Below are 23,695 nucleotides of genomic sequence, written 5' to 3' on the forward strand. Positions count from 1 at the left end.
TCCGTGATATGGCTGTGCCCCGACGCCTCGACGTGCGCACAGGACCCGACCCCAAGAGTGTGCCCCTTGTTGCGTCATTACGCAAATAAGGCCGGGCTGTCCCTCCGCGGCCCAAGCACAGGCCGACGCCGAGGATCGTCGGCCCCTGCGGACGCGGTTCAGTTCCGGTGGATCGTGATTGTCGTCCAGAGTCCGACGTGCACGCGGTCGCCGTCCGTCAGCGGCACCGGCCGGTAGGGAGCGATGGGGTCCTCCGTGCCGTTCACCGTGGTGCCGTTGGTGGAGCCCTTGTCGATGAGGGTCCAGGTGGAGTCGGGCTGCTGGATGAGGATGGCGTGTTCGTGGGAGACACCCGGGTCCTCGGGGTCACCGCCCAGGTCGATGAAGGGGGTGTGACCTGTGGACCGGCGGCGGCCGATGGTGATCATGATGTGGGTGAGGGGGATGTGCAGGTCGGGGGTCGGGGTGGGGACGTAGTGTCCCTGGTCCTCCGGCTCGCTGCGGGCCATCACCTTGGCGAAGTATTCGTGGTCGACGTGGACGGTGGCGGTCCAGTCCGGCGAGCCCGCGGGGACGTCCTTGTGCGGGGTAGGCGGTGAGGAAGGCGATGGAGGGACGGTGACGGTGTCTGGCTGAGTGGCGAAGTCGTAGCGGCACTCTTCGCAGAAGCGCGCCTGTTCCCCCCGGGGCGTGCCGCAGTCGGGGCAGCGTTCGGCGGCGGCCGGGACTGGTGCCGAGGACATGCGGTGGCCGCACACCTCGCACCAGTCGTCCGTTTCGGACTGGTGGCCGTTCGGGCAAGTCGGCATGTTCGTTCGTTCTCTCTCCGCCCCTCGGTGCAGGGAGCGCACTATTTCTTCTTCACCCGTACGGTTTTCGTCGAGCGTGTTTCCAGTGTCATCTCGTCGACGCCGGCCACCTTGGCCTTGAGCCGTACCGTGCCGGACGCGGCGTCGACGACATCCACCACCTTGGCGAGCAGCTTCGCGGTGTCGTCGTTGCCGGAGGCACTCGCGAGCTGGACGGCGCGGCCCAGCTTGGCGGTCGCCGAGTCGAAGTCGCCCTGCTTGCGGGCTTCCAGGCCCTCCTGGATGACCTGGGCGAGTTCGGCCTGCCCGGTGTAGTGGGCGACCTGAGGGTTGATGCGAGTGGAAGCGACCATGTCGTCGGTCCAACACGCGCGGATGAAGCCCTGGGAGACCGCCTCCGTCGTACCGTCGGGCTGGGGAACCACGAGGAAGACCCGGGCTGCGAGCATTTCCTCGCCGACTTCCGAGTGGGGAACCCGGATACACACGTGGTAGTCCCGGGACTCGTCGCCCCAGGAGCCTGTCGGGTAGTCACCGGCGCGGGGGTCGGTCTCGGCGCGGCGGAGGGTCAGGTCCTCGACCGTGGGGGCGACCTGCTTGACCCACTTGACCTCGGAGCCCTGCGGGGTCCAGACGCGCAGTGCCACATCGGCGACGCCCTTGCCCATCGCGTTCTCCATCATCTGCCGGAAGTCGTCGGTCAGGCCGGACGGGTCGGCGACGATGTCCACGGAGCCGAGCAGGGCCGAGGAGATGTCGGTGAGTTCCTTCACCTCCCAGTCGGTGCCGACGCCTCGGGTGTCGCAGGTGAAGCGTCCGGCACAGGCGGCGAGTACGGCCCGTAGCGCGCCGGGCTCCTCGTGTTCGTTGCGGCCGTCGGTGAGCAGGATGCCGTGGCGGATCGGGACGTCGGCCGTGGCGAGCAGTTCGTCGGCGAGCCACAGCCAACTGCCGATCGCGGTACCGCCGTCCGCACCGAGGTTGAGCACCGCCTGCTTGGCCTGGTGGCGGGTGGAGGAATCGGCCACGGCGAGTTGGCCGTCCGCGGGGTAGACCTCGTGGGCCATATGAGTACCGGCGATCACGGCGAAGGCAACGCCGTCGCGGATGGTGTCGATCGCGGCAGCGGTGGCGTCGCGGGCGTTCTGCATCTTCGCCGGCGGGTTGTTCATCGAACCGGAGCAGTCGACCATGACGACCACGGCCGCGCCCGGTGCGGTCCCGGGTACCCAGGCCGTGTTCGGGGTCCCCAGCGGCAGGCCGCCGAGGGTGCCGCCGCCGGTCGCGGTCACGGTGACGATCGCGTTGACCTCACGGCCGCCCTCCGGAAGGAACTCGTTCTGGTAGATGTCGACGGCGAACTGCGGCACGTCCGACTTGGAGAAGACAGCCATCGCTTGCGCTCCTTGAGCCTGCTTCGGGTGGGTTCGTGTTCCGCGGACGTCAGTTCCGTGCCGCACGCGCCGCAGAACCTGTCGTCGGGCTCCAGAGGTTCGCCGCAGGCGGGGCAGACGGTCGGTCGCCGCATGGGTCACGCCCACGTCCAGGGGCGGAAACGGTTGGCCCGTTCCACCAGTTCGGTCGCTGAGGTGTCCTGCTGGGCAAGCCGGGCCAGCACACGGTAGGAGCGCTCCATGCCGAAGCGCAGTTCGCGCTCGGTCAGGCCGCAGTCCAGCAGTCGGGTCCCGGCGGCCTCCTGGCCCGCGCCGGGGCTGCCGGAGAGAATCCAGTCGAGTGCGGTGCCCAGTACTTCGGCGGAGAGCTGTTCGATCCGGTCGGCGCCGATACCCAGCTCCCGCAGCTCATCCACCTGGGCCGCTGCCGCGCGCAGGTCATCCAGCAGCGGTTCCCGCGGAGACCGCTCGCGCAGCCGGGCGCGTATCGCGGCGACCCGGGCCGCCGTGAAGTGGATCGACGCCTCCGGCACCGACTCCAACGCCGCCACGGATCCGACCCGTTCACCCGAGGCCAGCAGCACGCGGGCGAGACCGAAAGCGGCGCTGACGTACCGCTCGTCGGTCGTCCACACCAGCCGGTAGTACTCGGCGGCCCGGTCGAGTCGGCCCAGCATCTCGGCGCAGATGCCCAGTGCCAGCTTCGGCGCGGACTCGCCCGGAAAGGCGTCGTACACGGCGTCGAAGGACACTGCGGCCGTCTCGTGGTCGCCGGTCGCCAGCGCGGTCAGCCCCCGGTGCCACACCACCCGCCAGTCATCGAGGTCGTCGTCGGCCAGCGCGGTCAGCATGCGCGAAGCCGCGTCTACGTCATCCATCTCCAGCCGCGCCCGCAGGTCCCGCAGCCGGATCTCGACCGAATCGACGGGCGCTGTCCGCAGGGCCGTGACCAGCTCCGCCGGTGCCGCGGCTGCGAGGCCCGCCAGGAACTTGGCGTTGGGGTCGGTCGGGTCCACCAGCGGCACCGGCAGTGCGAGGGAGGCGGCACGGGCGTCGAGCCGCGCGACGGTGGGACCTGCTCCCGTGCCGGCCGGGCCGGCGGCCTGTACCGAAGCGGCGTGAACCGTACGGGGAGCGGGCGGAGTAGAGCCGACGGCGGCGTTGGCCGGTGCGCCGACCGGCGCCGGTTCCGGACCGAACTCCCCTGCCCCACCCGCCCGTTGCCCCGGCAGGGAAACTGCGGCACTGTTCACCGGCCGACGCGGCACACCGCGCCGCAGCGGGAACACGTGCGCGCCGAGCGTGGACGCGTCGCCGGCCAGCGGAGCGACCAACTTGTCCTCCACGACCCGGAGTTCCTGTCCGAAGATGCTGGACAGGGCGGGGCGGGGCTTGCCGGTCTGCGAGGCCACGATCTCGCGCAGGACGCCGAGGAGTTGGTCGGCCATTTCCTCGGCGGAGGCGAAACGGTTGCCGGGGTCGGGGTCGGTGGCCCGGACGAGGAGCCGGTAGAAGGACTCGTACCGCGCGAAGACAGGGATGTTGTCGGGGCCGGGAAGGCTGTCGATGAAGACCGTCGTGTAGCCCTGGAAGTCGAACGTGAGGAGGGCCAGGGCGCGGGCTACCGTATAGAGGTCGGAGGCGACGGACGGGCCGAACTCGGCGACCTCCGGCGCCTGGTAGCCGATGGTGCCGTAGATCGCGGAGTCCTCGTCGTCCATCTGCCGGACCGCGCCCATGTCGATGAGCTCCAGCCAGCTCTCCTGCTGGATGGCGTTGTCGAGCTTGAAGTCGCAGTACAGCAGCCCGCGGTTGTGGAGGTGGCCGAGGGCTTCCAGTACCTCGACGGCGTACGCGATGGCCTGCTCGACCGGCAGCGGCTCGCGCTTGCCGTCCGGGCCGCGCCGCTCCTCGGCGATGTCCTTGAGGGACTTGCCGCCGACGTACTCCATGACGATGTAGCCGTCCAGCGAACCCGTGCGCTGGTCGAGGTGTTCGACGAAGTTGTAGATACGGACGATGCTCGGGTGCTTGATCTCGGCGAGGAACCGCCGCTCCGAGACGGCGGCGGCCAGCGCGTCCTCGTCACCGGTGTCGAGCAGGCCCTTCAGGACCACCCAACGGTCGTTGACCGCGCGGTCGACGGCAAGGTAGATCCAGCCGAGTCCGCCGTACGCCAAGCAGCCCACGACCTCGTACTGGCCGTGGACGACATCGCCCGCCCGCAGCCTGGGGGTGAAGGAGTACCGGTGGCCGCACTTGGCGCAGAACCCGTCCGCGCGCGCCGGGTGGTCACCGCGGCTGCGCCCGACCGGCGCACCGCAGTCGCTCTTGCCGCAGTACCGGTTCCGCTCCGATACCTCGGCGTTCTTCAGGACCGTGGTGGCCGGGTCGGGACGGGGGATGGAAGGCACGGTCACCAGGCCCGCGCCGAGCCTGGCACGGGCCTGGCCGCTGCCGCCGGCACCGGAGGTGCGCACGGTCACCGACTGACCGGCGCCTTTGCCCGTGACGACGTGGGACAGCCGCCCCAGCACGGAAGGGGGCGAGGCCGAGGTGTTCCAGGAACGGCTGCGGCTCGGGCCCTCGCTCCTGGACGAGGCCCGGGCGCTCCCGGTGCCGGCTCGCTGCGGTACCGGCGCGCGTCCGCAGACGTCGCAGTACAGATCGCCGCCGCCGATGTCCTCCATGGTCCCGGCGCAGCCTGGGCGTCGGCACTTGCTCATGGTGTCCACCCTGTTCCCCGTGTTCCCCGTCGAATGTTCATGGGCGGATTCATCGCCCCTCCCGGGGGCCGCGGGCTCCGCAGGCCCAGGACCGGTGCGTGTCGTGCCCGCACCCCGCGGTCGAGGAGATCCGGGCCGACCGGGACTTCGCCAGCCGATTCATGGACCGGTCCACCAGCGGCATCCCGCGGCGCGCGCTCCGAGGCCAGGAGCAAGATCTCGGACACGCTCTCAGCCCTTCGCGGGGAACTCGGCCAGGGGACGGCGCAGGCCGACTACAGCCAGGGCGGCGATGACGATCGCGGCGCCGGCGAGACCGACCGGTCCGGAGAGCGCACTGCCAGCGCCTTCCGAGGAAGCCTGTTCGTAGGCACTGGTGTTGATGCCGATCAGCTTCTGCAGTGCCGTGTCGAACTGGCCGAACGCCCAGTTGGAGTCGCCCGGGGCGTAACTCACGCAGAACGCGATCGCACCGGTCACGTCCCCGGAGGAGGCGAGGGCACGGATCTTGCGGTCGTCCTTCTCGTACACCTGGTAGCGGGCCACGACGGTCTCGGCCTGTTCGCGCTCGCCGCGGAAGGTGATGTTGCGGAACTCGTCGCCGAAGAAGCCGATGAAGCGCAGGTCCTCGTTGTCGGCACGGTAGGCGTCCATGGCGGTGGCGGCCCGTGCGTCGTAGGTGTGGATCGTGGCTCCGGGCAGGTTCATGAGCTGCTGGGTCTTCTCGAAGAAGTGCTGTTCGTGTTCGGCGGCGTTCGGCTGGTCCAGCAGATAGCGGGACTCGTCGGCGTTGGCGTCGTAGGCGACGGCGCGGGCGCGGGTGAGGGCGACGACCGAGTCGTAGGCGTCGCGGCGCGCGGTGTGCAGGTAGTCCTGCTGGGCGGATATCTGCGTGGCCGCGGTGATGGAGACGCCGAGGGCGATCAGGATCGCGACCGCGAGGGCCGGATTCACGATGCGCCGGAACCGGAAGGTGAAGAAGAGGTGGAGGAGGACGAGGAGGGCGACCAGCAGCAGGCCGGCGGCGAGGACACCGATCCGGGCCGAGGACAGTCTGTCCGTGGTGCTGGCGTAGGTCGTGTTGAAGGCGATGTTGTTCGCCGTGACCAACTGGTCGGCCTCCGGCAGCAGTCGGGTCCGCATCAGCTCGGTGGTGGACCGGTAGCCGGCCAGCGTGGCGGGGTCAGTCTTCCCCGCGGCGAACGCCTTCTGCTTGCTGAGGAGCAGCGCGTGCGAGGCACCCTCCTCGTATTGGCCGAAGTCGGCGATGGCCTGGGCTACGGACGCCTCGGCGACGGGGTCGCCCTGGGCCGCGACCGAGAGATCGCGAAGATAGACGCCCGCCTGGCTGCGCCGCTGGTTGTAGATCTTGGCGGCGGTGCTCCGGTCGTCGGCGAGGTCCGCGTTGGTGCCGAACATCAGCTGGTTGGCCAGCTGGGCGTCCATGTCGTTGAGCGTGAAGTAGAGGCCGGTGGCGCTGGTGATTTGGGGTGCGGAGTGGTTCCGGATGTCGGACCAGGCTGAGCGCGCGAACAGCCCGGTCACGACGAGCGCGATCATGAGCAGTGCGGAGACGCTCAACGCGGCACCGCGCAGGAGTCTCAACCATTGGGGGACGGTCGTAGGAAGATGGCCACGCCACAGTCGCGGTGATCTGAGGCGCGGCCTTCGTATTCCGCGCAGCGGTCGGCGTATCCGACTGTCAGGGGAAACACGCGACTCGCGGTGTCTCCCCCTGGGCGGCCGGAGCGGGTCGGCCCCCGTCGGAGCCGACGTCCCGGGCGGTGCCGCGGGGCGCTGTTCCGTGGCGCTGATGTCCGGCATTGCGTTGAGTCCCCTTCGCGCTGCGGAGCGGCCTGCGCCGCGCTTTCCGCGAGGGCCACTCTTGCGTTTCGCGCACGAAGTAGTCCTGTCTTGTCGCACCTTTGACGCCGTGTCATCGGAATCTTGACGCCGGGGGCGGATGGGAGCGACGGGGCGTGTGGGACGCCGGGTTCCTGCTCCGTTGTCTGGGCGCCGCGGACCACCACGGCGACGCCGCCCTGGTTGGGATGGGGGGACGCTCTGCACGCCGCCGTCATCAGCGGCACGCGCTCGGGGGCACCCTCACCGAGGAACTAATCGTTTAGATCGTATCCACGACACGAGGGGATCGGCAGTCTGCTAAATGCGGTCTTCTCGTGATCGAACCCTGGTGGTAGAACTCGTTGTGTCTATCTGGGCGCCGCAAGACGGGGGGTAGAAATGACAGAACTGCCATGTCGTGAAGAGCAGTTGCCCCCGGCTGCCGATACGGTCTCGCCGTACACCATTCCGGCGCAGGCTGTAGCACCAAATCCGTTCGATACCCGGACTCCGCTACAACAGGTGTTCTTCTGGAGCCCCGTCCAGTGGGAGGAGTTCACCTGCGAGTGGGTCAGGCTACGGGCGAAGGAGGAGGGCTACCTCGGCGTTGAGATCATCGGCGGCAGTAACGACCGCGGTGCGGACGTGGTCGCTTTCCAGACCGAGCAGAAGCTCAATGGCCCCTGGCACTGCTACCAGTGCAAGCGGTACGAACGGGAGCTGACGCTGGCGCAGGCGCTTCCGGAGATGCTCAAGCCCTTCGTCGCAGCGGTCGAGACGTCCCGCACTCTGCCGACCCGGTACTTCTTCGTCGCCCCCAGAATCGCCCCACGGCTGGTGGACGCAGTGCTGACGCCCCAGGACCTCAAGCAGCGCTTCCTGGAGCATCTGAACGGGCGGCCTCAGCACGTGCGCGAGCTGGACCCCGGCACCCTGGCCCGGGCACGGGAGTTGGCTGAGGCAACAGACTTCACGATGTTCTGGACCGTCAACCTGGCCACGATGCTGGAGCTGTACGCCCAGACACCAATGTTTCCTGCCCGGTTCAACCTGCCGCCCACCGGCAAGCCCGACAAACTCGTGCCCCCGGAGCAGCCCGACACCGCGCTTGAGGCGCGGTTCCTAGAACAGCTGCTGAGGGTCTATCAGGAATATTTCGACGACCGCATCCATACGCTGGCCGACGCCTTCGCCCACCGCGAGACGGGCCCCCATCTCGGCAGACAGCGTGAAGCGCTGTACGCGGCCGAAGCGCTGCGGATGTTCGCACGTGACAGTGTGCCCGGCGAGGTCTATCAGGAACTGCAGGCAGACGTCCTGGTCATGCTTGTTGAGGTCGCGATGCGGCGGTTCCCCACGGGGTTCGACCGCCTTCAGAGCGTGCTGGAGCGGGCCGGAGTGGTCCAGACCCACTCCCCAATGCTCCACCCGCACTTCAAGAATCTCGAACGCATAGGCATGTGCCACCAGTTCGCCAACGACGACAAGCTGACCTGGTGCCGGGAGGAGGCGGCAGAGTGAACCCTCTAAACGGCCCCGTCGAGGTCGCCATGCGCGCCCTGGTGCTGCTCGCCGATTCATACCCAGAGCCGATCGACCTGTCGATGCTCACCGTCTTGGACCACGCGATGCTGCACAGCGGCCAGTTCCAAGGTCCCCCGAGCCTTCATCCGCATCTGCCCGCACAGCCCGGAGAGTTGGGACTCCGGCGGCGTCTCCTGCACGAAGGGCTCGCTGTACTCACCCGCTCCGGACTGGCCGAGGTCGAAAGTACCGACCAGGGCTTGGTGTACCGAGCCACCAACCGCGGCTCCGGGTTCGTCGGCATCCTGGAGGCCCCCTATGCCGCTCAGCTGCAGGATCGGGCGCGCTGGGCGGTTCGGGAGTATGCGCCTCGCACCGACGCCCGCCGCGCCATGCGTAGCTTCGTGGCCTCCTGGAACGAGGATTTTTTGACAGGTCTGCGGGAGGGAGGCGCGACCCGTGGCTGATCTTAGCCTGACCCATTTGACCTGGGCCGGCTCCGCCCTGCCCACCGCGCAGGTCACCTTCGGCCCCGAGTTGACGATCATCTGCGGAAACTCCAACACCGGCAAGACGTTCATCGTCAACTCCATCGACTACATGCTCGGAGGCCGCCGCAACACTCCGTCAATCACCCGCGCCGCCGGTTACGGCCAGATTCTGCTTGGCCTGAAGCTGCCCGATGGCAGCCCTCTGACTCTGGTCCGCAAGCCCGGTTCCAACCACATCCATGTCCATCAAGCGGATCTGCGGAACCTGACCCACGCCACACCAGACGCGGTGGTTTCCGCACGGCGGGCCAAGCACGACATCTCCAAATACCTGCTGGAGGTGCTGAGCCTGGACGCGACCTACATCCGCACCAATGAGCAGGGCAGTACAGCCCTCCTGCAGCTGCAGGACATCGCTCACCTGGCCGTGGTCACCGACGGTCGGATCGACGATGAGACCCCGCCATGCCAACGCGGACGCGGGCAGTCCTCGCGTACTGCGGGACGCTCGGTAATGCGGCTGAGTCTGACCGGGGACGACGAACCTCCCGCGAACCTGTCCAATGCCGCCCAGCGCCGGGTCCAGCGCGGCAAGATCACCCTCATCGATCAACTCGTCGTGGACCTGTCGAACAAAATCAGTACCCCCGGAAACGCCGAAGCGTTGCGGCGAATCCTGGGGCGCCTGGACACGTCCGTCCGCGAGGCAACCCGATCCCACCACGCGGAAAGCGAACATCAGGCAGCAGCGATTGCGGCCCGCGCCCAACTCAACGAGGACGAAGCCCGGTTGACCGCCCGCCTCAGCGAGATCAGCGATCTGCTGGGCCGCTTCGACCTTCTGCAGCGACAGTACGAGTCCGATCTGGCCCGCCTGGCAATGGTCAGCGAAGCCGGCAACCTGCTGGGCTACTTCCAGACCGGACGCTGCGTCTTCTGCGGCGCTGAGCCAGAACACCAGACCGCCCACCACGGTCTAACCGAGACTACCCAACTCCACCAAGCCGTTCAGGCCGAGGACCACAAGACCCGCGTACTCCTCGCCGACCTGAGACTGACCATCACAGACCTGGACGGACAACGCGCTGAACTTGCGAGCGAAATTGCCGATATCCGCGCCCAGGAAGCGTCGGCGGAGGCAACCATCACCGATATCACGCGGCGCCTGGAGCCTCTGAACGATGCCCTGGAGCAACTCTTGGAACAGCGCGCTACCGTCCAGCGCGACCTCGAACTCTTGGCCCGCATCGAGGAGCTGGACGAGCGCCGCGTTGCACTCACCGGCGAGGCAGCCCCTGCGCGCCGCGCACCCTCCTACATCCCCGCCAGTATTCAGAACGCGTTCAACGCCGAGCTGCAGGCCATCCTCGACGACTGGCACGTTCCCGGCGTCGATGCCGCCACCTGGGACACCTACAGCGGGGAGGTCAGGGCAGGCGGAAGCGACCGTTCGTCCCATGGACGCGGCTTGCGCGCCCTCCTCCACGCCGCGTTCTCCACCGCCCTGGCCCGGTACTGCAGCGAACACCGCATGCCCCACATGGGTTTCCTGGTCTTGGACTCGCCTCTGGTCACCTTCGGCCAGCTGGAGCCCGGTGACGAAATGGTGCCTCTTTATGTCAAGGACTACTTCTATCGATACTTCCTCCGCTTCCCCGTGCAGCGGATCATCGTGGAAAACTCCATCCCGCCCGACGACGTCATCGAACAGGCCCATGTCGTCTTCTTCGGCACCCGCGGCCCAGGGCGCCCCGGCTTCTTCCCAGATCGCCATCGCACAGCGAAATGACCCGCTGCCCCTGAAGAAACACCTCTGGGCTCTGGCGCAATCGGCACGCGCCGCCCCCGAAGCGTGACCCCAGAGAGGTTAGGGGCCAAACTGCAGTCGAACCGGTCACACGACCCCTCCCCCGTTCTGTCACAGCACCATCGAGAAAGCGGGGTCGGAGGTAACGGAAGGTGAGGGATATTTGCCGCGCCGAGCAACAACGGTGGCATCACACCAGGCCCCCTCCGACTCGTGCTCTGGGGAGAATCTGGGGAGTATGGGCGGCGTTGGGGAGCGCGTGGGGAGATTCGCCTGCGTAACGCGGAGTGTCCCTGAAAGACGCTGAAAGAGTCATACGTGCAGGTCAGAGGCAACCGGAGCTGCATCACCGCAGGTCAGCGCCTCCAGGTAGACAACTTCAAGAAGATCTCGTCGTGGGCGGCGATTCTGTTCGCACCGACGCTGGTCGGCACGATCTACGGGATGAACTTCGATCGGATGCCGGAGTTGCACTGGGTGCTTGGGTATCCGTTCGCGATCGTGCTGATGGCGGTCGTATGCACCAGTTTGTACGTCATCTTCAAGCGGAAAGACTGGCTCTGAGTCATCGCCCGAGGAGGCGCTTCCGCGCGGCAGTGGGGCCCTGATCGCAGGCGTTGTCGGAAACCAGCCGAAGTACAAACGGCCGTCCTTCGAGCTGACGTGCACGCCCCCCCGGTCGTCCACGACCAGATGGCAGTCCTAGGCAGTGAACTGGTCCATGACGAGCGTGGGCTCGCCCGGACCAAGCTGCCACTCACGCCGGCGCCGGGAATCGACGGTAGTCGAGAATCCGGGGCTCACGGGAGCCATGGTCACGAGCAATCACCTTCCTGACCTGCCGTTTTCCCGGAAGGTGATCTACGTTGACATGTCGGCGCACATGTTGGCCAGCCTTTCTCGCTGAGCCTGGAGGAGTCTCACTGATCTGAGTGGGGCGGACTCGAATCTCATGTCCGGCGGCTGTTGTCGAGGGTGCGGTCGCCCACTGGAGTGACCTGCGTCCCGTTCAAGATGGCTTGTCTCACGGTAGGCCAGTGGGGCTGCCGCTGGTTCCGCCAGGAGGGCGAAGCCGGCGATCAATTGACGGACCGTTCAGGAAACGCAGGACGGCGAGGACGCGCCTGTGATGGCCATCCGCGGGGGGCAGGTCGAGCTTGGCGAAGATGTTGTTGATGTGTTTGGCGACCGCGCTGTCGGTGACGACCAGGTCTTCGGCGATGGCGGTGTTCGAGCGGCCTTCGGCCATCAGGGCGAGTACCTCTCGCTCGCGCGGCGTCAGCCGCTGCAGCGGGTCGCTGTCACGGCGCAGCAGCAACTGGGCGACGACCTGCGGATCCAGTGCCGTGCCGCCGGCCGCCACCCGCCGTACGGTCGCGGCGAACTCCTCGACGTCGGCGACGCGTTGCTTGAGCAGGTAGCCCACCCCGCTGGTGTTGGCGGTCAGCAGGTCGGCGGCGTACCGCTCCTCGACGTACTGGGACAGCAGCACGACGGCCGTCGTCGGCCACTGCCGACGGATCGCCAGCGCCGCGTGCACGCCCTCGTCGGTGAAGCCGGGCGGCATGCGGACGTCGATCATCGCCAGGTCGGGCCGGTGTTCCCCGACCGAGGCCAACAGCGCCTCGGCGTCGCCCACTTCGGCCGTGACCTCGAAGCCCGCCATCTCAAGCACCTTGACCAGCCCCACCCGCAGCAGCACGGAGTCCTCGGCGATCACCGCTCGCACAGCGGCTCCCACGGCAGCTCCGCGGCGACCGTCGTCGGGCCTCCGGCGGGGCTGCTGATCCGTAGGACGCCGTCGACGGAACCAACGCGCCCGGCCAGCCCGGTCAGGCCGGTGCCGGCGGCCATGTCGGCGCCACCCACACCGTCGTCGGTGACCTCCACCCGCACCACATTTCCGGTCCGCCGTAGGCTCACGTCCACGCGTGTGGCGCGGGAGTGCTTGGTGACGTTGGTCAGCGCCTCGGAGACGACGAAGTACGCGACCGATTCGGTGCGGGGCGCCGCTCGCTCGTTCAGGTCGACGTGGAGGCGTACGGGCACAGCTACCCGGGCGGTCAGACCGGACAGCGCCGCGTCGAGGCCGCGATCGTCGAGCACCGCGGGATGCAGTCCCCGTACGAGGTCGTTCAGTTCGCTGATGGCCTCCTTCGCCTCACGGTGCGCCTCGTCGATCACCCTGAGCGCCTCGTCCGGCAGGTCCGTGAGCGTCGCCCTGGCCAGCCCCAGATTGACCGCGAGGGAGACCAGGCGCTGCTGAGTGCCGTCGTGCAGATCGCGTTCGATCCGGCGGCGCTCGGCGTCGGCCGCCTCGGCCAGGTCGGCGCGTCGGGCGGCGAGATCCGTGACCCGCCGCTCGAGTCGCTGCGCACGGCTGGGCCCGAGCAGCGCCCGCGCCGCGCGCGTCTCCACCCGGGTCACCGCTGTGGCGAGCGGGGGCGCCGCGGCGAGGAGCAGCACGCCCCCCGCAGTGACGTATGCCGCCTGGATGAGTCCCGTGTGCGTGGCCCACATCCACCCGTAGACGGTGGCGCACCCGATGCCGGTGCCCCATACGGCCAGGACCAGCACTTCCGCAGCGGCGAGAAGCGGCCCAAGGAGCGTGTGATAGGCGGCTTTCCGCCAGGTCTGCGCGGAAGTGAACAGCCGGAGCAGGTGATGCGGCCTCAGGCGCTGTCCCGCCGCCGCTGCCGAGGCCGGCAGGGAGCGAGGGATGTCCGCTCCGAGCAGTTCTTGATGACGCCACCTTTGAACCGCCGTCAGCGGCGGCGCGACCAGGAGGAGCAGGAGGACGACGGCGACCAGCCCGGGAACGATGTCCCAAGGCGCGTGCACCGATCCGACGACCGGCTTGGCCCCGAGCCACAGCCACGCCGGTACCGCGGCGAGATGCGGCACCACGCCCGCAGCCAGGAAGGCCGTGTCCTGCCGGGCCGTCCTGACCCGTCGTCGCAGTAGACGGCTGGGCGGCCCGAGTACGGAGGGGAGCGTCATGGACCGACCGTAGAGCTCCAGTTGGGGCGGGGACCATCCACCTGTCCTCAGGTTCGATGGTGAAGCCCGCACCACCCCGAAGCCGGATCCGTCCGTTACTGACCTTCGCGCGCCCCGCAGCCACGCTGTTTCCACAAGGCCGCAGACCCGCTGCGGTACCAACAGCGACGGGGTAGAAGACGCCATGGACGCACCACACGCGGAAGATCCGGGAGCCCACCGTGAGCAGGCGCCGCAGCAGCCGCGGTCCGCGGGGCGGACGATCACCGAACTCCAGGAGACGGCAGTTCCGTACGACGCGGAGGCGACGCCCGGCCCTGGGCCGTCGCCACGACGCAAGTGGCCCGGGGGCGAGCCCCGTTACCTCGGCCTCGCGCTCGTCGGCTGCGGCGTCGCCATGCTGCCCTGGCTCGTCGTCCTCGCAAAGACCCTGCCGGCCACCACCCGTGTCCGGCACTGGTCGACCGCCTGGGTGGGGCTCGACGCCCTCGAGGCACTCGGTCTGGCCACCACCGGCCGGCTGCTGCTGCGCCGGGATCCCCGCTGCGCTCTCACGGCCACGGCCACCGCCGCCCTCCTGGTCACCGATGCCTGGTTCGACGTGACAACCTCGGCCGCGGGCACCGAGTTCACCACGGCCGTCGCGATGGCCGTCGGCATCGAGCTGCCCATGGCGACGTTGTGCACGGTACTCGCGGTCCGCTCGCTGCGGCGCCCGTCCCGGGACCCGGGCCGAGGTGTCCGGACACGCTGGTGACCGAGAGGCCGAAACAACGGTTCGGCGGGCGATCCGCGGCCGTCACCCCCGGACGATGGGTTCGGTCCCGTCCTCATGGTTCGCGAACTGCCACCTTCACCGCGAATTCTTGAGGCAGGCGTCTCGCTGTCCTGACGAAGCCAGCTCAACAAGCACCGCCCTCGCCATGATCGATGAGACGCGTGCGCGACGGTGGCCACATCACTGCCAGGACGCCTCGTCTCGCTGCGGTGAGTCGCAAATCGACGTGTCACCCCGCAGGTCGGCGGTCCCGTCTCTGAAAGATCTGAAGAGACGGGACTCGGAGGACCGGCGGCCCGAGCTGCCCGGTGCGGTCCGTCGAGGAGGCGCCACGACACACTGCCCGGTCGTTGCCGACCAGTACAAGCCCGGGAAATGGCGTGAACCCTATGACCATCGAAACGGCCGTACCGGAACCGCGTCCTCGAACCTGACCGACACGCAGTCCAGCAGCGGACGCCGTCGACGCTCGCGCCGGCCTTCCATGCACGACACCTCGACGTACGGCACGGTCCCGCCCGCCTCAGCCGGTACAACCATCCGGCACGCCCAGCGTGCTCACCCCGCACGATTAGGTTCGCTGTCAAAAAGCCGAAACGACTGGGTTCGTTGTCAAACGCCTCGATTGGATGTGTAGGTTCTCGGCGCTCGCATCGGATGCCGCCTTCACGAGTCGTGGCTGAAGCGGGACTGCCTCGCGCTCACGGAACTTCGATCCCGCAATGATGCGGATCGCCTCCCAGCCGTTCTGTCTGTACTGGCGTGATGGTTCGCGTGAGCGCCGGCACACCCGGACTTTTTCGTGCGTCGCGCGGATGGCTCGTCCATGGTCGTCGATGTCCGTTCCGAGGTCTTCTCGCAACCGGGACCGCTGGGGCCAGGGCCCGATGCTGCCGGCGACCGGCCCGCGTGGGCCAGAAGCAGCAACTTGTGATTCCGATGGTTGCCGGGCGATCTCGGCGGTAATGTCGCCCCGATGGGGGGCGTGCATGGGAGTATTGCCCATCCCGGACGGGACCGGGGCGGACGGCGATGCCGGGCTCACAGCCTTCGGGCTCGCCTATATCTGTGGGCATTTCGCCGAGATCCGCACCGATCTCGGCGATGACAGTTCCGATCCTGACACGCCGTTGCAGCGCTTGCTGGCGGCGGTCCAGCCACACACTGGGCAGTCGGCGGCGTTATCGGGTGCCGACCCCTCCGGGTTGGAGGCTCTGGTGGATGCGGTTCATCTCGCCGTGGTCCGTGCCACCGGGGACGCCTGGGGTGTGTATGGCCAGGCCACCCGCCACGCCACGCTTGCCGGGGTTGCGCCTGTCGAGATCGTCTATCGGTGTCCGCTGGGCGTGTGTGCCGGGAGGCTGCGCGAGGAGGTGACCGGCCCCGCCCGCTGCGAGGTCGGCGGCGGGCCATTGCGGCGCGAACGGCTGTCCTGAGATGTCGGTCATCCTGGGCGAGCTGGGCAAGAAGTTGACCGAGCGCTGGCTCACCCTTCTCGTGCTCCCTGGCGCCCTCTACCTCGCGGTGTCTTACGCAGCCGTGACGCTCGGCCACAGCCAAGCGCTCGATGTGCAGCGGCTCATGACCGAGATCACCGACCGCGCCGCAGATCCGGCCGTGAAGACGGCCGGAGGCCAGATCACCCTGCTCGCGGCCGTCCTCGGCGGAGCGGCGGCGCTCGGCCTCGCGGCTCAGGCCCTGGGCACCCTCGCCGAACGCCTCGTCCTGGCGGCGGGCTGGCAGGCATGGCCCGCCCCGCTGAGCGCCCTTGCCCGTCGCGCCGTGGCCTTTCGTGCCGGACGGTGGGCCCGCCTGGACGCCGTCGTTCGCGCAGAGCAGCGCCGTGCTCTCGCGCCTGCCCCCGCCGACCGGCCCGACCCGCAACGACGGCTGCGCGCGGCTCACAGGCGCTCCCGAATTTCCGTCGGACCACCTGAGCGGCCGACCTGGAGCGGCGACCGGATCCAAGCCGCGGCCCTCCGCCTGGACCGCGACCACCATCTGGACCTCTTCGGCGTCTGGCCACAGCTGTGGCTGGTCCTGCCCGATCCAGTCCGCACCGAGATCTCCTCCGCCCGATCGGCTCTGACGCGGGCAGCCAATATGGCGGCCTGGAGCGTTCTGTACGCGCCCCTGGCCTGGTGGTGGCCGGCGATTCCGCTGGCGGCCGTCCTCATGCTCATCGCCCGACACCGGATCCGTTCGACCATCGACGCCTACGCCGGGCTGGTCGAGGCCGCAGCCAAGGCCCACGCCACCACCTTGGCCGCCCAGCTCGGCATCGACCACACCGGTCCTCTTTCGAGGGACCCTGCTCGACAAGATCCCCGCCGTGGCCGATGCCGTCGGCCGCCCCAGACACCGGCCCGACGCGCTCCCCGCCGACCGCGGCTACGACCACGACAAGTACCGGCGTCTGCTCTGGGCCCGCGGCATCCGCCCGGTCATCGCCGAACGAGGCACGGAACACGGCTCCGGCCTCGGCATCTTCCGTTACGTGGTCGAGCGCACCATCGCCTGGCTGCACGGCTTCCGCCGCCTGCGGATCCGATGGGAACGACGCGACGACATCCACGAAGCCTTCCTCGGCCTCGCCACCTGCCTCATCACCCACCGCCACGCCCAACGCCTTTGTTAGGACCTCTTAGCCGAACCGGGACGGCGGCGGGCCATTGCCCGCCGCCGTCCGTCGTGGCGTCTTCAGTCCCAGGGCTCGGCCAAGTTGTTGCGATAGGCGTAGCCGACGGCCTGGGCACGGTCGGCTGCGCCGATCTTGGTGAAGATGCGGTTGATGTGCGTCTTCACCGTGGCCGGGCTGACGACGAGCCGGGCACAGATCTCCGCGTTGGACAGGCCCCGGGCGATGAGGGTGAGCACCTGGGTCTCGCGCGGGGTCAGGCCGTCGGAAGGTGCGGGGGTTTGCGGCGTGTGGGCCTGTTTTCGCTGCGCGGCGGGCGGTGCGACCTCGCTGGTCTGCACGGCCGCGACCAGGCGGGCCTGTACCTCGGGATCGAGCCAGATGCGGCCGTCGTGGACGCTGGTGATGGCGTCCTCTATCGCGTCGTCGTCGGCGTCCTTGGTGAGATAGCCCCGCGCTCCCGCCTGTAGTGCCGGGAAGACGGAGTCGTCGTCGGCGTAGGTGGTCAGCACGAGTACCTTGCAGCCGGGTACCTGCTCACGCAGTGCCGCAGTGGCCGCGACACCGTTGAGGACCGGCATGTTCAGGTCCATCAGTACTACGTCCGGGGCCAGTTGTCCGGCGAGCAGCACCGCTTCCGCACCGTCACGGGCCGCGCCGACCACCTCGATGCCGTCCAGCATGTCGATCAGCAGGACCAGGCCCTTGCGTACGACCTGCTGATCGTCCGCGACCAGCACTTTGATCTTCTCGCCGTCAGATGCCGCCTTGCCGGGCTCCGTCACGCGGGTATCTCCATCCGTACTTCCCATCCATGCGCTGTCGGCCCCGCGTGCAGGGTGCCGCCGACCCCGGTCACGCGTTCGCGCATGCCGGTCAGCCCCAGGCCGGAGCCTTCGGCCACTGCCGCCCGGACCGGTCCCGGCCCGGTGCGGCGGTCTTCGACGGTCAGGATTGTGGCCCCGGGCTCATGGACGAGCGTGACCGTGGCCTGTGCGTCGCGTGCGTAGCGGACCGTATTGGTCAACGCCTCCTGCACACCGCGGTACAGGGCTTCACCAACGTCGGGCTGCAGCTCCCGGTGCGGCCCGATCACGGACAGCGTCACGTCGAGCTCCAGGTCCACCCGATAGCGTTCGACCAGTTCGGGCAGCCGATCGAGAGAGGGCACGCGCTCGCCGCGCAGCGCCCGCACAGCCCGGCGCGCATCGGCCACACCCTCCTTGACCAACTCACCGGCCCGGTCCAGCAGCCCCCGCAGATCCCCGCTCGCCTGGTCGCGCCGGGCCATCCGCCGGGCGGCCTGCATCTGCACGGCCAGTCCGGACAGGGTATGGGCGAGCACGTCGTGCAGATCCTGGGCGATACGGGTGCGTTCGGCCAGCGCCGCCGCCTCGGTCTCCGCCTCCCGGGCGTCCTCGAGCTGGGCCAGCAGCACGGTGACGGCCACCTCGTTGATGATCGACTGCCGTACCACGATGCCCACGACGGCCAGGATCACGCCGAACAGGACCTGATGCAGGAAGTTGTCGGTACCGCCGTCCAACCCGGCGGCCGCCGCGCCGGTCAGAGCGCCCATGACGACGACCGCGAGCACGGTGGCCGCCCGTCGCTCCAGGATGAGGAAGGCCGTCAGGACCACGACGGACGGTGGCAGGGTAGACATCGAGCCGGGCTGCAGGATGCCCAGAGCGAACCCGAAGCCGTCCACCAGCACGCAGAACACCAGGCAGCGGGCAGGACGACCGGCGAGGGGCCACAGGTTCGACGCGACCGCGGCCATGGGCAGCAGACAGCCGACGAGCACCAGGGTTACTGCCAGGTGCCTGCCCCTGACGCCGGGGGCGGGGGAAGCGTGCAGGGACTGGACGGCGATGGCGGCCATGACTCCCCACAGCACGGGCTGCATGCGCCGGCCCCTGCCTTCGCGTCGCTCCCGGGCACTGGCAAGAGCCACGGCCAGCCGTGGACTGACCGGGCCCGTCGGCTGAAGTGTGTCCGTCACTTCTGAAGAATAGGTGCGCGCTGCGCCCCTGATCGCAAAGCTCGGCCCGGGCCCGGGCCCGCGAACGCGGAACCGGGCCAGGGCGGAGTGTGTTGCGAGCGGCGGTCTGCCGGGCGCCACGCTTCAGGCCACGGCGGGGGTGACAAGGGGGGAGGTAAGCCGGTAGGCCCGGACGCGCACCACCACCAGGCGGCACACCACCTGAGTGACGGCCATCAGCAGCAGCGCGGCGGTCCAGGCGGCGGCGCCGGTGATCAGGTTGTCGCGGCTGAACTGCGCAATGGTGTGAGCGCCGCTGTGCTCGGCCCAGTACACGAAGGCCGAGCGCGCGCCCATGCCCAGCACCCACAGAAGGGCGGCCAGCCACCCGGCTTTGGAGTACGCGGCGCCGTCCTCGGTCAGGCTGACGCGGGTGGCCAGTCCACTGGCCAGTCCGAGCACTATGCCCATCGTGACGCCGAAGAGGTCCAGCTGGACGTCGTGGCCCTCGGTCGGGAAGGAATGAAGGTAGTGCGCGGCCGCGGCGCTGACGGACACCAGCGGCAGCAGGAGCGTGCGGGGCGTCAGACGGCCGCCGCGCATCTGCGGAATCACCAGAAGGATCAGGGCGGCGGAGATGAGGTAGTCAGTCGTCGTCATGGGGAGGAGCTTGCCGCCCGCGGCGCCGCACGGCCTCGGCCCGCGGGTTGACTCCTGGTTTGATACCTGGCGTCAACCCACGGGTTGACGCGCAGAACAGCCGTTTCACCTACGAGCCCGTGTACCTCGCCGAGGTAGCGCTGCCGTTCCTGGACGAGCCGCGCAACCCGCCCTCGGTCAGTACGAGTACGAGCGCACGCGCCGCTGAAGCCGGACGGCCAGCGGCTGCGACGGGTCTCTCCTCGTCTTCCCGCAGTACAGCTGGGGCTACCCCGCGGTTCTGAAGAACGCCCTCGGCTTCCTCTACACGGAGTGGCGCGACAAGCCCGCCGCCGTCGTCAGATGCGACACCCGCGGCGGCAACCGGGCCGTCGCCCAGCTGCGCGGTGTGCTCCAAGGGCTGCACATTTGAGGGGCGAAAATACAGAGAATGAGGCACTGCGGCGGGTACGAACGGGCACGGTCGCCACAGGGCTGCGGTCGTCCCGGTGACCGGCCGACGATCATGTGAAGCCAGTGACGTCAGCACGCCGACAGCTGATGTCACAGGGTTCGAACCCCTGCCGTTCATCCATGGCTTGGAGCTCCAGTACCAGACCTCCTACGGCGGCGGCTGGACGGCAGCCACGGCGGCCAACTCGACCGTGCCGACCACCGTGAAGTCGTCCGACCTCGGTTGCTCGGATCTGTCCTACGCGGTGCTGACGGCGAACAGCGGATTCTCCTTGACCAACAAGAAGAACCCGACGGGCCCCATCAGCAACTCCGCCGGGATGTGTGTGGACAACCGCTCGGGGAACACCACGAACGGCAACCCGATCCAGCAGTATTGGTGCAACGACACGAACTCGCAGCAGTGGACGCGGAACCTCAACGGCACGCTGACGGTGGAGAACAAGTGCATGGCCGTCAAGGGCGGAGGCACGGCCGACGGCACCGCCGTGGAGCTGGACGACTGCGACGGCTCCGGCGGCCGGACCTGGCAGACGCGCGCCGACGGCACGATCTACAACCCGCAGTCCGGCAAGTGCCTCGATGCCACCGCGAATTACACCACCGCCGGCACGCAGCTCCAGATCGCGAGCTGCACCGGTGCCGTCAACCAGAGGTGGAACCTGCCCACCTGACACTGCGTCGAGGGCTGCCTGCCGAGGCGTGCTCACGCACCCGGTAAGCCGCCCTGTGATGGGATCCCTCGAAGTCTCCGGTGGGGGCCGGACCTGCTCGGACAAGGACGCGCGAGGGCCCAGGGCACCGGACGCGACGATGTTCCCGCCTCCCGTCCGTCTCTTCCGCCGCCCCCTGCCCTCCAGGCGTCCAGAAGCGCGGCCCGGACCGCCTCCTCCGACTCCTCCGGTTCCGTGTCTTCGCCGGAAGTCGCTGCTCGCTCGTCCATGTTTCGTCTCTCCATCGGTCTGTTCGCCTCGGTCGGCAGTGGGCGGTCCGGGCTGTCGCATCGAGCTCCGGGTCCGTAGGAGCCGTTCAGTCGTCACTTCAGTGCCTGCCGCGCTTCGCCGGCCCAGGCGTTTCCCGGGCCTTTTCGACGACGCCCATGAACGTCGTGCGCCCCCATTGGGTCGTGCAGTCGACCGACAGTCCACGCCGTGCGAGGCGCTCGTCGAGCCGTACGATCCTGCCGTGCAGCGCTCGGCGGCTCATCGGTTCCCCGGCGGTACCGAGCAGCAGGCACAGGTCGTGGCAGCACCAGGGCCGCGAGGCGGAACAGAGGACCTCGAACAGCACCTGCTGGGAGTGCTGTTGGAGGCCGACCTCACGGAACGCTGGCGAATCCTCGGCTTGCCGCTGCCGCGTGGGTCTCATGTCCAGCCATCGCCGCTCCGCGGTGATTCTGCTCGCGAGTTCCCTGGGCGGCGAGTCGCGGAGGAGGACGTTGGCGGCGCCCGCCAGGAGAAGCCCTACGGAATCCGTGTGATCGGGTACGAGCACGACCACGGATGAGATGTTGCTGAGCGCGCGCACGCGTTGCTCAAGACCGTCGCTCCACTGCGCCCCGGGTACGTCCAGGACGGCGAGGCGAGTGCCGGCCTCGTGCAGCAGCGCGCCGTAAGCCCGCTCGGAGCCCCAGGTGTGAGTTCGGGCGGGCAGCACATGCTGACTGCGCAGGGCGCGGAGCAAGGACGCCGTCCGCTCGCGCTGAAGCGTGAGCACGGTGCTCACGGGATAGGTGACTTCCTCCTCTTCCATCTCTTCCATGAGGCCGATGGGACCGTGGCCGATGCTGAGGTCGGTCATGTTCGACGTTCGCCCTCCGGGGTTGCGGAGCCTGGACCTGAGCCCGGAGGCATTGGCGAGGGCCGGCCTTCTCGGACGTCAGCGGGTCGGCGGGCGAGCGGCAGAGGCGGACCCGGCCCGCCTGCCGATTCTCGGTCAGGCTCCGCCGATATCGCCGATACCGACTCGGGCCGTTCTGATGCCGGATCGGCATGTGCCCAGCTCCCCGACACGCCATTCGCACAACTGCCGTGCCGCAGTGTCTGTTCGGCCCCTGTCGAGGTCCTGTTGGTACCCGATGCGCCACGGCAGCCGTGAACACGTCACCCGGACCCCTACGTTGGTCCACGTCGGCCTCCCCCGGTCCCCCTCGGTGGGAGGCCGCGCCGATGCCCGTCGAGTCGCCTTCGGCGTCGGAGTCATGGAGAGCGCGGCCTGTCGACAGGCCAAGTGACGTGCGCCCTGTGGGTTGCCGCTCGCCCTTCCCGTTCCGCCCTTCCCGTACAGAGAGCCGAACAACGATGCTCGAAGAGCTTCATGTCCAGTCCGAGGCAAGGGACAGGCGGCCCGGCAGGCGGGCCGACCATGCGGTTTCTCGCCGAAGGTCGGCCGTCTTCTTATCCGCCGTGCTGACGACGTTCCTTGCCGCCTCCAGTGCGCCCACTCCGCTCTACCGCGTCTACCAGGAGAGTTGGCACCTCTCCTCCGGCACGGTCACCGTGGTCTACGGCGTGTACTGCCTGAGCGTCCTGGTCGCGCTCCTGACCGTCGGGGCGCTCTCCGATCATGTCGGCCGGCGGCCGGTCATCGGCGTCGCTCTCGCCCTCGAAGCACTGTCCATGCTGCTCTTCCTGCAGGCCGGCGGTGTGACCTCGCTGATCCTCGCCCGGACGCTCCAGGGGCTGGCCACGGGTGCCGCGACGAGTGCGCTGGGTGCCGCCCTGCTCGACGTGACCAAACGGTGGGGGCCCCTGTTCGTCAGCGTCGCTCCGCTCATCGGCATGGCGTCGGGGACGCTCGGCACGAGCCTGCTCATGGACCTGATTCCGGCTCACCTCGGCAGTGTGTACACGCTGTTGTTCAGCGCGCTGGCCGTGCAGATGCTGGGGCTGGCCTTCATCCCGGAATCGAGGCCGGAATCGAGGCTGCCGAGGCCGGGAGCCTGGCTTTCGGTGCGACCGCGGATCCGCGCTCCCCGGTCCAGCCGCCGAGCCCTCCTTGTCACCGCACCCGTGTTCGTGGCTGTCTGGGCTCTGGGCGGTTTCTATCTGTCCCTCGGACCCGATCTGGTCCAGGGCATCACCGGATCGGCGTCGTCGACCGCCGACGGCCTGATCGTGTCCCTGCTGACCGCCAGTGCGGTGCCCGCAGTGCTGCTGACCCGACATACCGACGCCGGCCGAACGGCTTTGGGCGGCTCCCTGCTTCTGACGACGGGGGTGGCCGTCACGCTGCTGGCCGCACACCGCGACTCCTCCACAGCTCTGTACGTGGGGACCGCGGTGGCCGGTGCGGGATTCGGCCCGGCGTTCCAGGGCGGCGTCCGTCTGGTGACGGCGAACGTCCTCGCGACGGAACGGGCGGGCCTGATGGCCGCCATCTACACGATCACTTATACGTCGATGTGCGTTCCGGTACTGGTCACGGGTTTACTCGTCGGCGAATACGGTCTCCTGCACTGCACCTTGTTCTTCGGTATTTTCGTCATGGCGCTCTCGCTGACGCCGTTCGCGGGTCTGGGGAAATTCTCCGCCCATATATCAAGTAGGGGTACGGCATAGTGAAAATCAAAAACGCGCGCAGACGC

General features: G+C 68.7%; 18 protein-coding genes and 4 pseudogenes. 10 read left to right on the plus strand and 12 right to left on the minus strand.

Annotated features, from left to right (window positions below; all coding sequences use genetic code 11):
- Nucleotides 1–158: 158 nt before the first annotated feature.
- The 5 genes from ACQHII_RS10735 to ACQHII_RS10755 form a co-directional block, all read right to left on the minus strand.
- A complete protein-coding gene (locus tag ACQHII_RS10735; protein ID WP_427919074.1) occupies nt 159–743 on the minus strand; it encodes an FHA domain-containing protein in 585 nt (194 codons plus the stop codon).
- Nucleotides 744–850: 107 nt separating this feature from the next.
- Nucleotides 851–2,203, minus strand: a complete 1,353-nt coding sequence (locus ACQHII_RS10740; protein WP_427919075.1) for a vWA domain-containing protein — start codon at nt 2,201–2,203, stop codon at nt 851–853.
- Complete coding sequence (locus ACQHII_RS10745) at nt 2,098–2,337, minus strand: zinc ribbon domain-containing protein (RefSeq protein WP_427919076.1); 240 nt, start codon at nt 2,335–2,337, stop codon at nt 2,098–2,100. The genes ACQHII_RS10740 and ACQHII_RS10745 overlap by 106 nt, the downstream gene beginning before the upstream one ends.
- A 3-nt stretch (nt 2,338–2,340) precedes the next feature.
- Complete coding sequence (locus tag ACQHII_RS10750; RefSeq protein WP_427919077.1) at nt 2,341–4,929, minus strand: tetratricopeptide repeat protein; 2,589 nt, start codon at nt 4,927–4,929, stop codon at nt 2,341–2,343.
- Nucleotides 4,930–5,160: 231 nt separating this feature from the next.
- Nucleotides 5,161–6,510, minus strand: coding sequence for a hypothetical protein (locus ACQHII_RS10755; protein ID WP_427919078.1), 1,350 nt, complete (start codon nt 6,508–6,510; stop codon nt 5,161–5,163).
- A gap of 663 nt (nt 6,511–7,173) precedes the next feature.
- Here ACQHII_RS10755 and ACQHII_RS10760 point away from each other — a divergent pair.
- The 4 genes and pseudogenes from ACQHII_RS10760 to ACQHII_RS10775 form a co-directional block, all read left to right on the plus strand.
- Nucleotides 7,174–8,295 (plus strand): ABC-three component system protein, encoded by a 1,122-nt coding sequence (locus tag ACQHII_RS10760; RefSeq protein WP_427919079.1) that lies wholly within the window; start codon nt 7,174–7,176, stop codon nt 8,293–8,295.
- A complete protein-coding gene (locus tag ACQHII_RS10765) occupies nt 8,292–8,765 on the plus strand; it encodes an ABC-three component system middle component 2 (protein WP_427919080.1) in 474 nt (157 codons plus the stop codon). The genes ACQHII_RS10760 and ACQHII_RS10765 overlap by 4 nt, the downstream gene beginning before the upstream one ends.
- Complete coding sequence (locus ACQHII_RS10770; protein WP_427919081.1) at nt 8,758–10,578, plus strand: hypothetical protein; 1,821 nt, start codon at nt 8,758–8,760, stop codon at nt 10,576–10,578. Before ACQHII_RS10765 ends, ACQHII_RS10770 begins: the two co-directional genes overlap by 8 nt.
- Nucleotides 10,579–10,962: 384 nt before the next feature.
- Nucleotides 10,963–11,160: pseudogene (locus tag ACQHII_RS10775) on the plus strand (CorA family divalent cation transporter); the annotation flags it as partial.
- A gap of 57 nt (nt 11,161–11,217) precedes the next feature.
- On the opposite strand, the pseudogene ACQHII_RS10780 reads toward ACQHII_RS10775, so the two are convergent.
- The 3 genes and pseudogenes from ACQHII_RS10780 to ACQHII_RS10790 all read right to left on the minus strand — a co-directional run.
- A pseudogene (locus ACQHII_RS10780) lies at nt 11,218–11,415 on the minus strand (DUF317 domain-containing protein); the annotation flags it as partial.
- 205 nt (nt 11,416–11,620) lie between these two features.
- Nucleotides 11,621–12,325 carry a response regulator gene (locus ACQHII_RS10785; protein WP_427925285.1) on the minus strand — a complete coding sequence of 235 codons (705 nt, stop codon included), beginning with the start codon at nt 12,323–12,325 and terminating at the stop codon, nt 11,621–11,623.
- On the minus strand, nt 12,313–13,596 hold the full coding sequence (locus ACQHII_RS10790; RefSeq protein WP_427919082.1) for a histidine kinase: 1,284 nt from the start codon (nt 13,594–13,596) through the stop codon (nt 12,313–12,315). The genes ACQHII_RS10785 and ACQHII_RS10790 overlap by 13 nt, the downstream gene beginning before the upstream one ends.
- A 184-nt stretch (nt 13,597–13,780) precedes the next feature.
- Here ACQHII_RS10790 and ACQHII_RS10795 point away from each other — a divergent pair, with 184 nt between their 5' ends.
- The 3 genes and pseudogenes from ACQHII_RS10795 to ACQHII_RS10805 form a co-directional block, all read left to right on the plus strand.
- Nucleotides 13,781–14,353 (plus strand): hypothetical protein, encoded by a 573-nt coding sequence (locus ACQHII_RS10795; protein WP_427919083.1) that lies wholly within the window; start codon nt 13,781–13,783, stop codon nt 14,351–14,353.
- Nucleotides 14,354–15,363: 1,010 nt separating this feature from the next.
- Nucleotides 15,364–15,810 carry a hypothetical protein gene (locus ACQHII_RS10800; protein WP_427919084.1) on the plus strand — a complete coding sequence of 149 codons (447 nt, stop codon included), beginning with the start codon at nt 15,364–15,366 and terminating at the stop codon, nt 15,808–15,810.
- A gap of 875 nt (nt 15,811–16,685) precedes the next feature.
- A pseudogene (locus ACQHII_RS10805) lies at nt 16,686–17,012 on the plus strand (transposase); the annotation flags it as partial.
- Between the two features lie 62 nt (nt 17,013–17,074).
- On the opposite strand, the gene ACQHII_RS10810 reads toward ACQHII_RS10805, so the two are convergent.
- From ACQHII_RS10810 to ACQHII_RS10820, 3 genes are all read right to left on the minus strand, one after another.
- Nucleotides 17,075–17,797: a response regulator gene (locus ACQHII_RS10810; protein ID WP_427919085.1), complete on the minus strand. Its 723-nt coding sequence runs from the start codon at nt 17,795–17,797 to the stop codon at nt 17,075–17,077.
- A complete protein-coding gene (locus ACQHII_RS10815; protein WP_427919086.1) occupies nt 17,794–18,921 on the minus strand; it encodes a sensor histidine kinase in 1,128 nt (375 codons plus the stop codon). Before ACQHII_RS10815 ends, ACQHII_RS10810 begins: the two co-directional genes overlap by 4 nt.
- Before the next feature lie 219 nt (nt 18,922–19,140).
- Nucleotides 19,141–19,656 (minus strand): hypothetical protein, encoded by a 516-nt coding sequence (locus tag ACQHII_RS10820; RefSeq protein WP_427919087.1) that lies wholly within the window; start codon nt 19,654–19,656, stop codon nt 19,141–19,143.
- A gap of 232 nt (nt 19,657–19,888) precedes the next feature.
- Between ACQHII_RS10820 and ACQHII_RS10825 the strand changes: the two are divergent.
- Nucleotides 19,889–20,068 (plus strand): annotated as a pseudogene (locus tag ACQHII_RS10825) (NADPH-dependent FMN reductase); the annotation flags it as partial.
- Nucleotides 20,069–20,234: 166 nt separating this feature from the next.
- Nucleotides 20,235–20,783 carry a ricin-type beta-trefoil lectin domain protein gene (locus ACQHII_RS10830; RefSeq protein ID WP_427919088.1) on the plus strand — a complete coding sequence of 183 codons (549 nt, stop codon included), beginning with the start codon at nt 20,235–20,237 and terminating at the stop codon, nt 20,781–20,783.
- Nucleotides 20,784–21,150: 367 nt separating this feature from the next.
- On the opposite strand, the gene ACQHII_RS10835 is transcribed toward ACQHII_RS10830, so the two are convergent.
- Nucleotides 21,151–21,909 (minus strand): hypothetical protein, encoded by a 759-nt coding sequence (locus ACQHII_RS10835; RefSeq protein ID WP_427919089.1) that lies wholly within the window; start codon nt 21,907–21,909, stop codon nt 21,151–21,153.
- Between the two features lie 500 nt (nt 21,910–22,409).
- On the opposite strand from ACQHII_RS10835, the gene ACQHII_RS10840 reads away from it, so the two are divergent.
- Complete coding sequence (locus ACQHII_RS10840) at nt 22,410–23,669, plus strand: MFS transporter (protein ID WP_427919090.1); 1,260 nt, start codon at nt 22,410–22,412, stop codon at nt 23,667–23,669.
- Nucleotides 23,670–23,695: the final 26 nt, after the last annotated feature.

Source organism: Streptomyces sp. cg40 (assembly GCF_050320165.1).
Lineage (GTDB): Bacteria > Actinomycetota > Actinomycetes > Streptomycetales > Streptomycetaceae > Streptomyces > Streptomyces hokutonensis.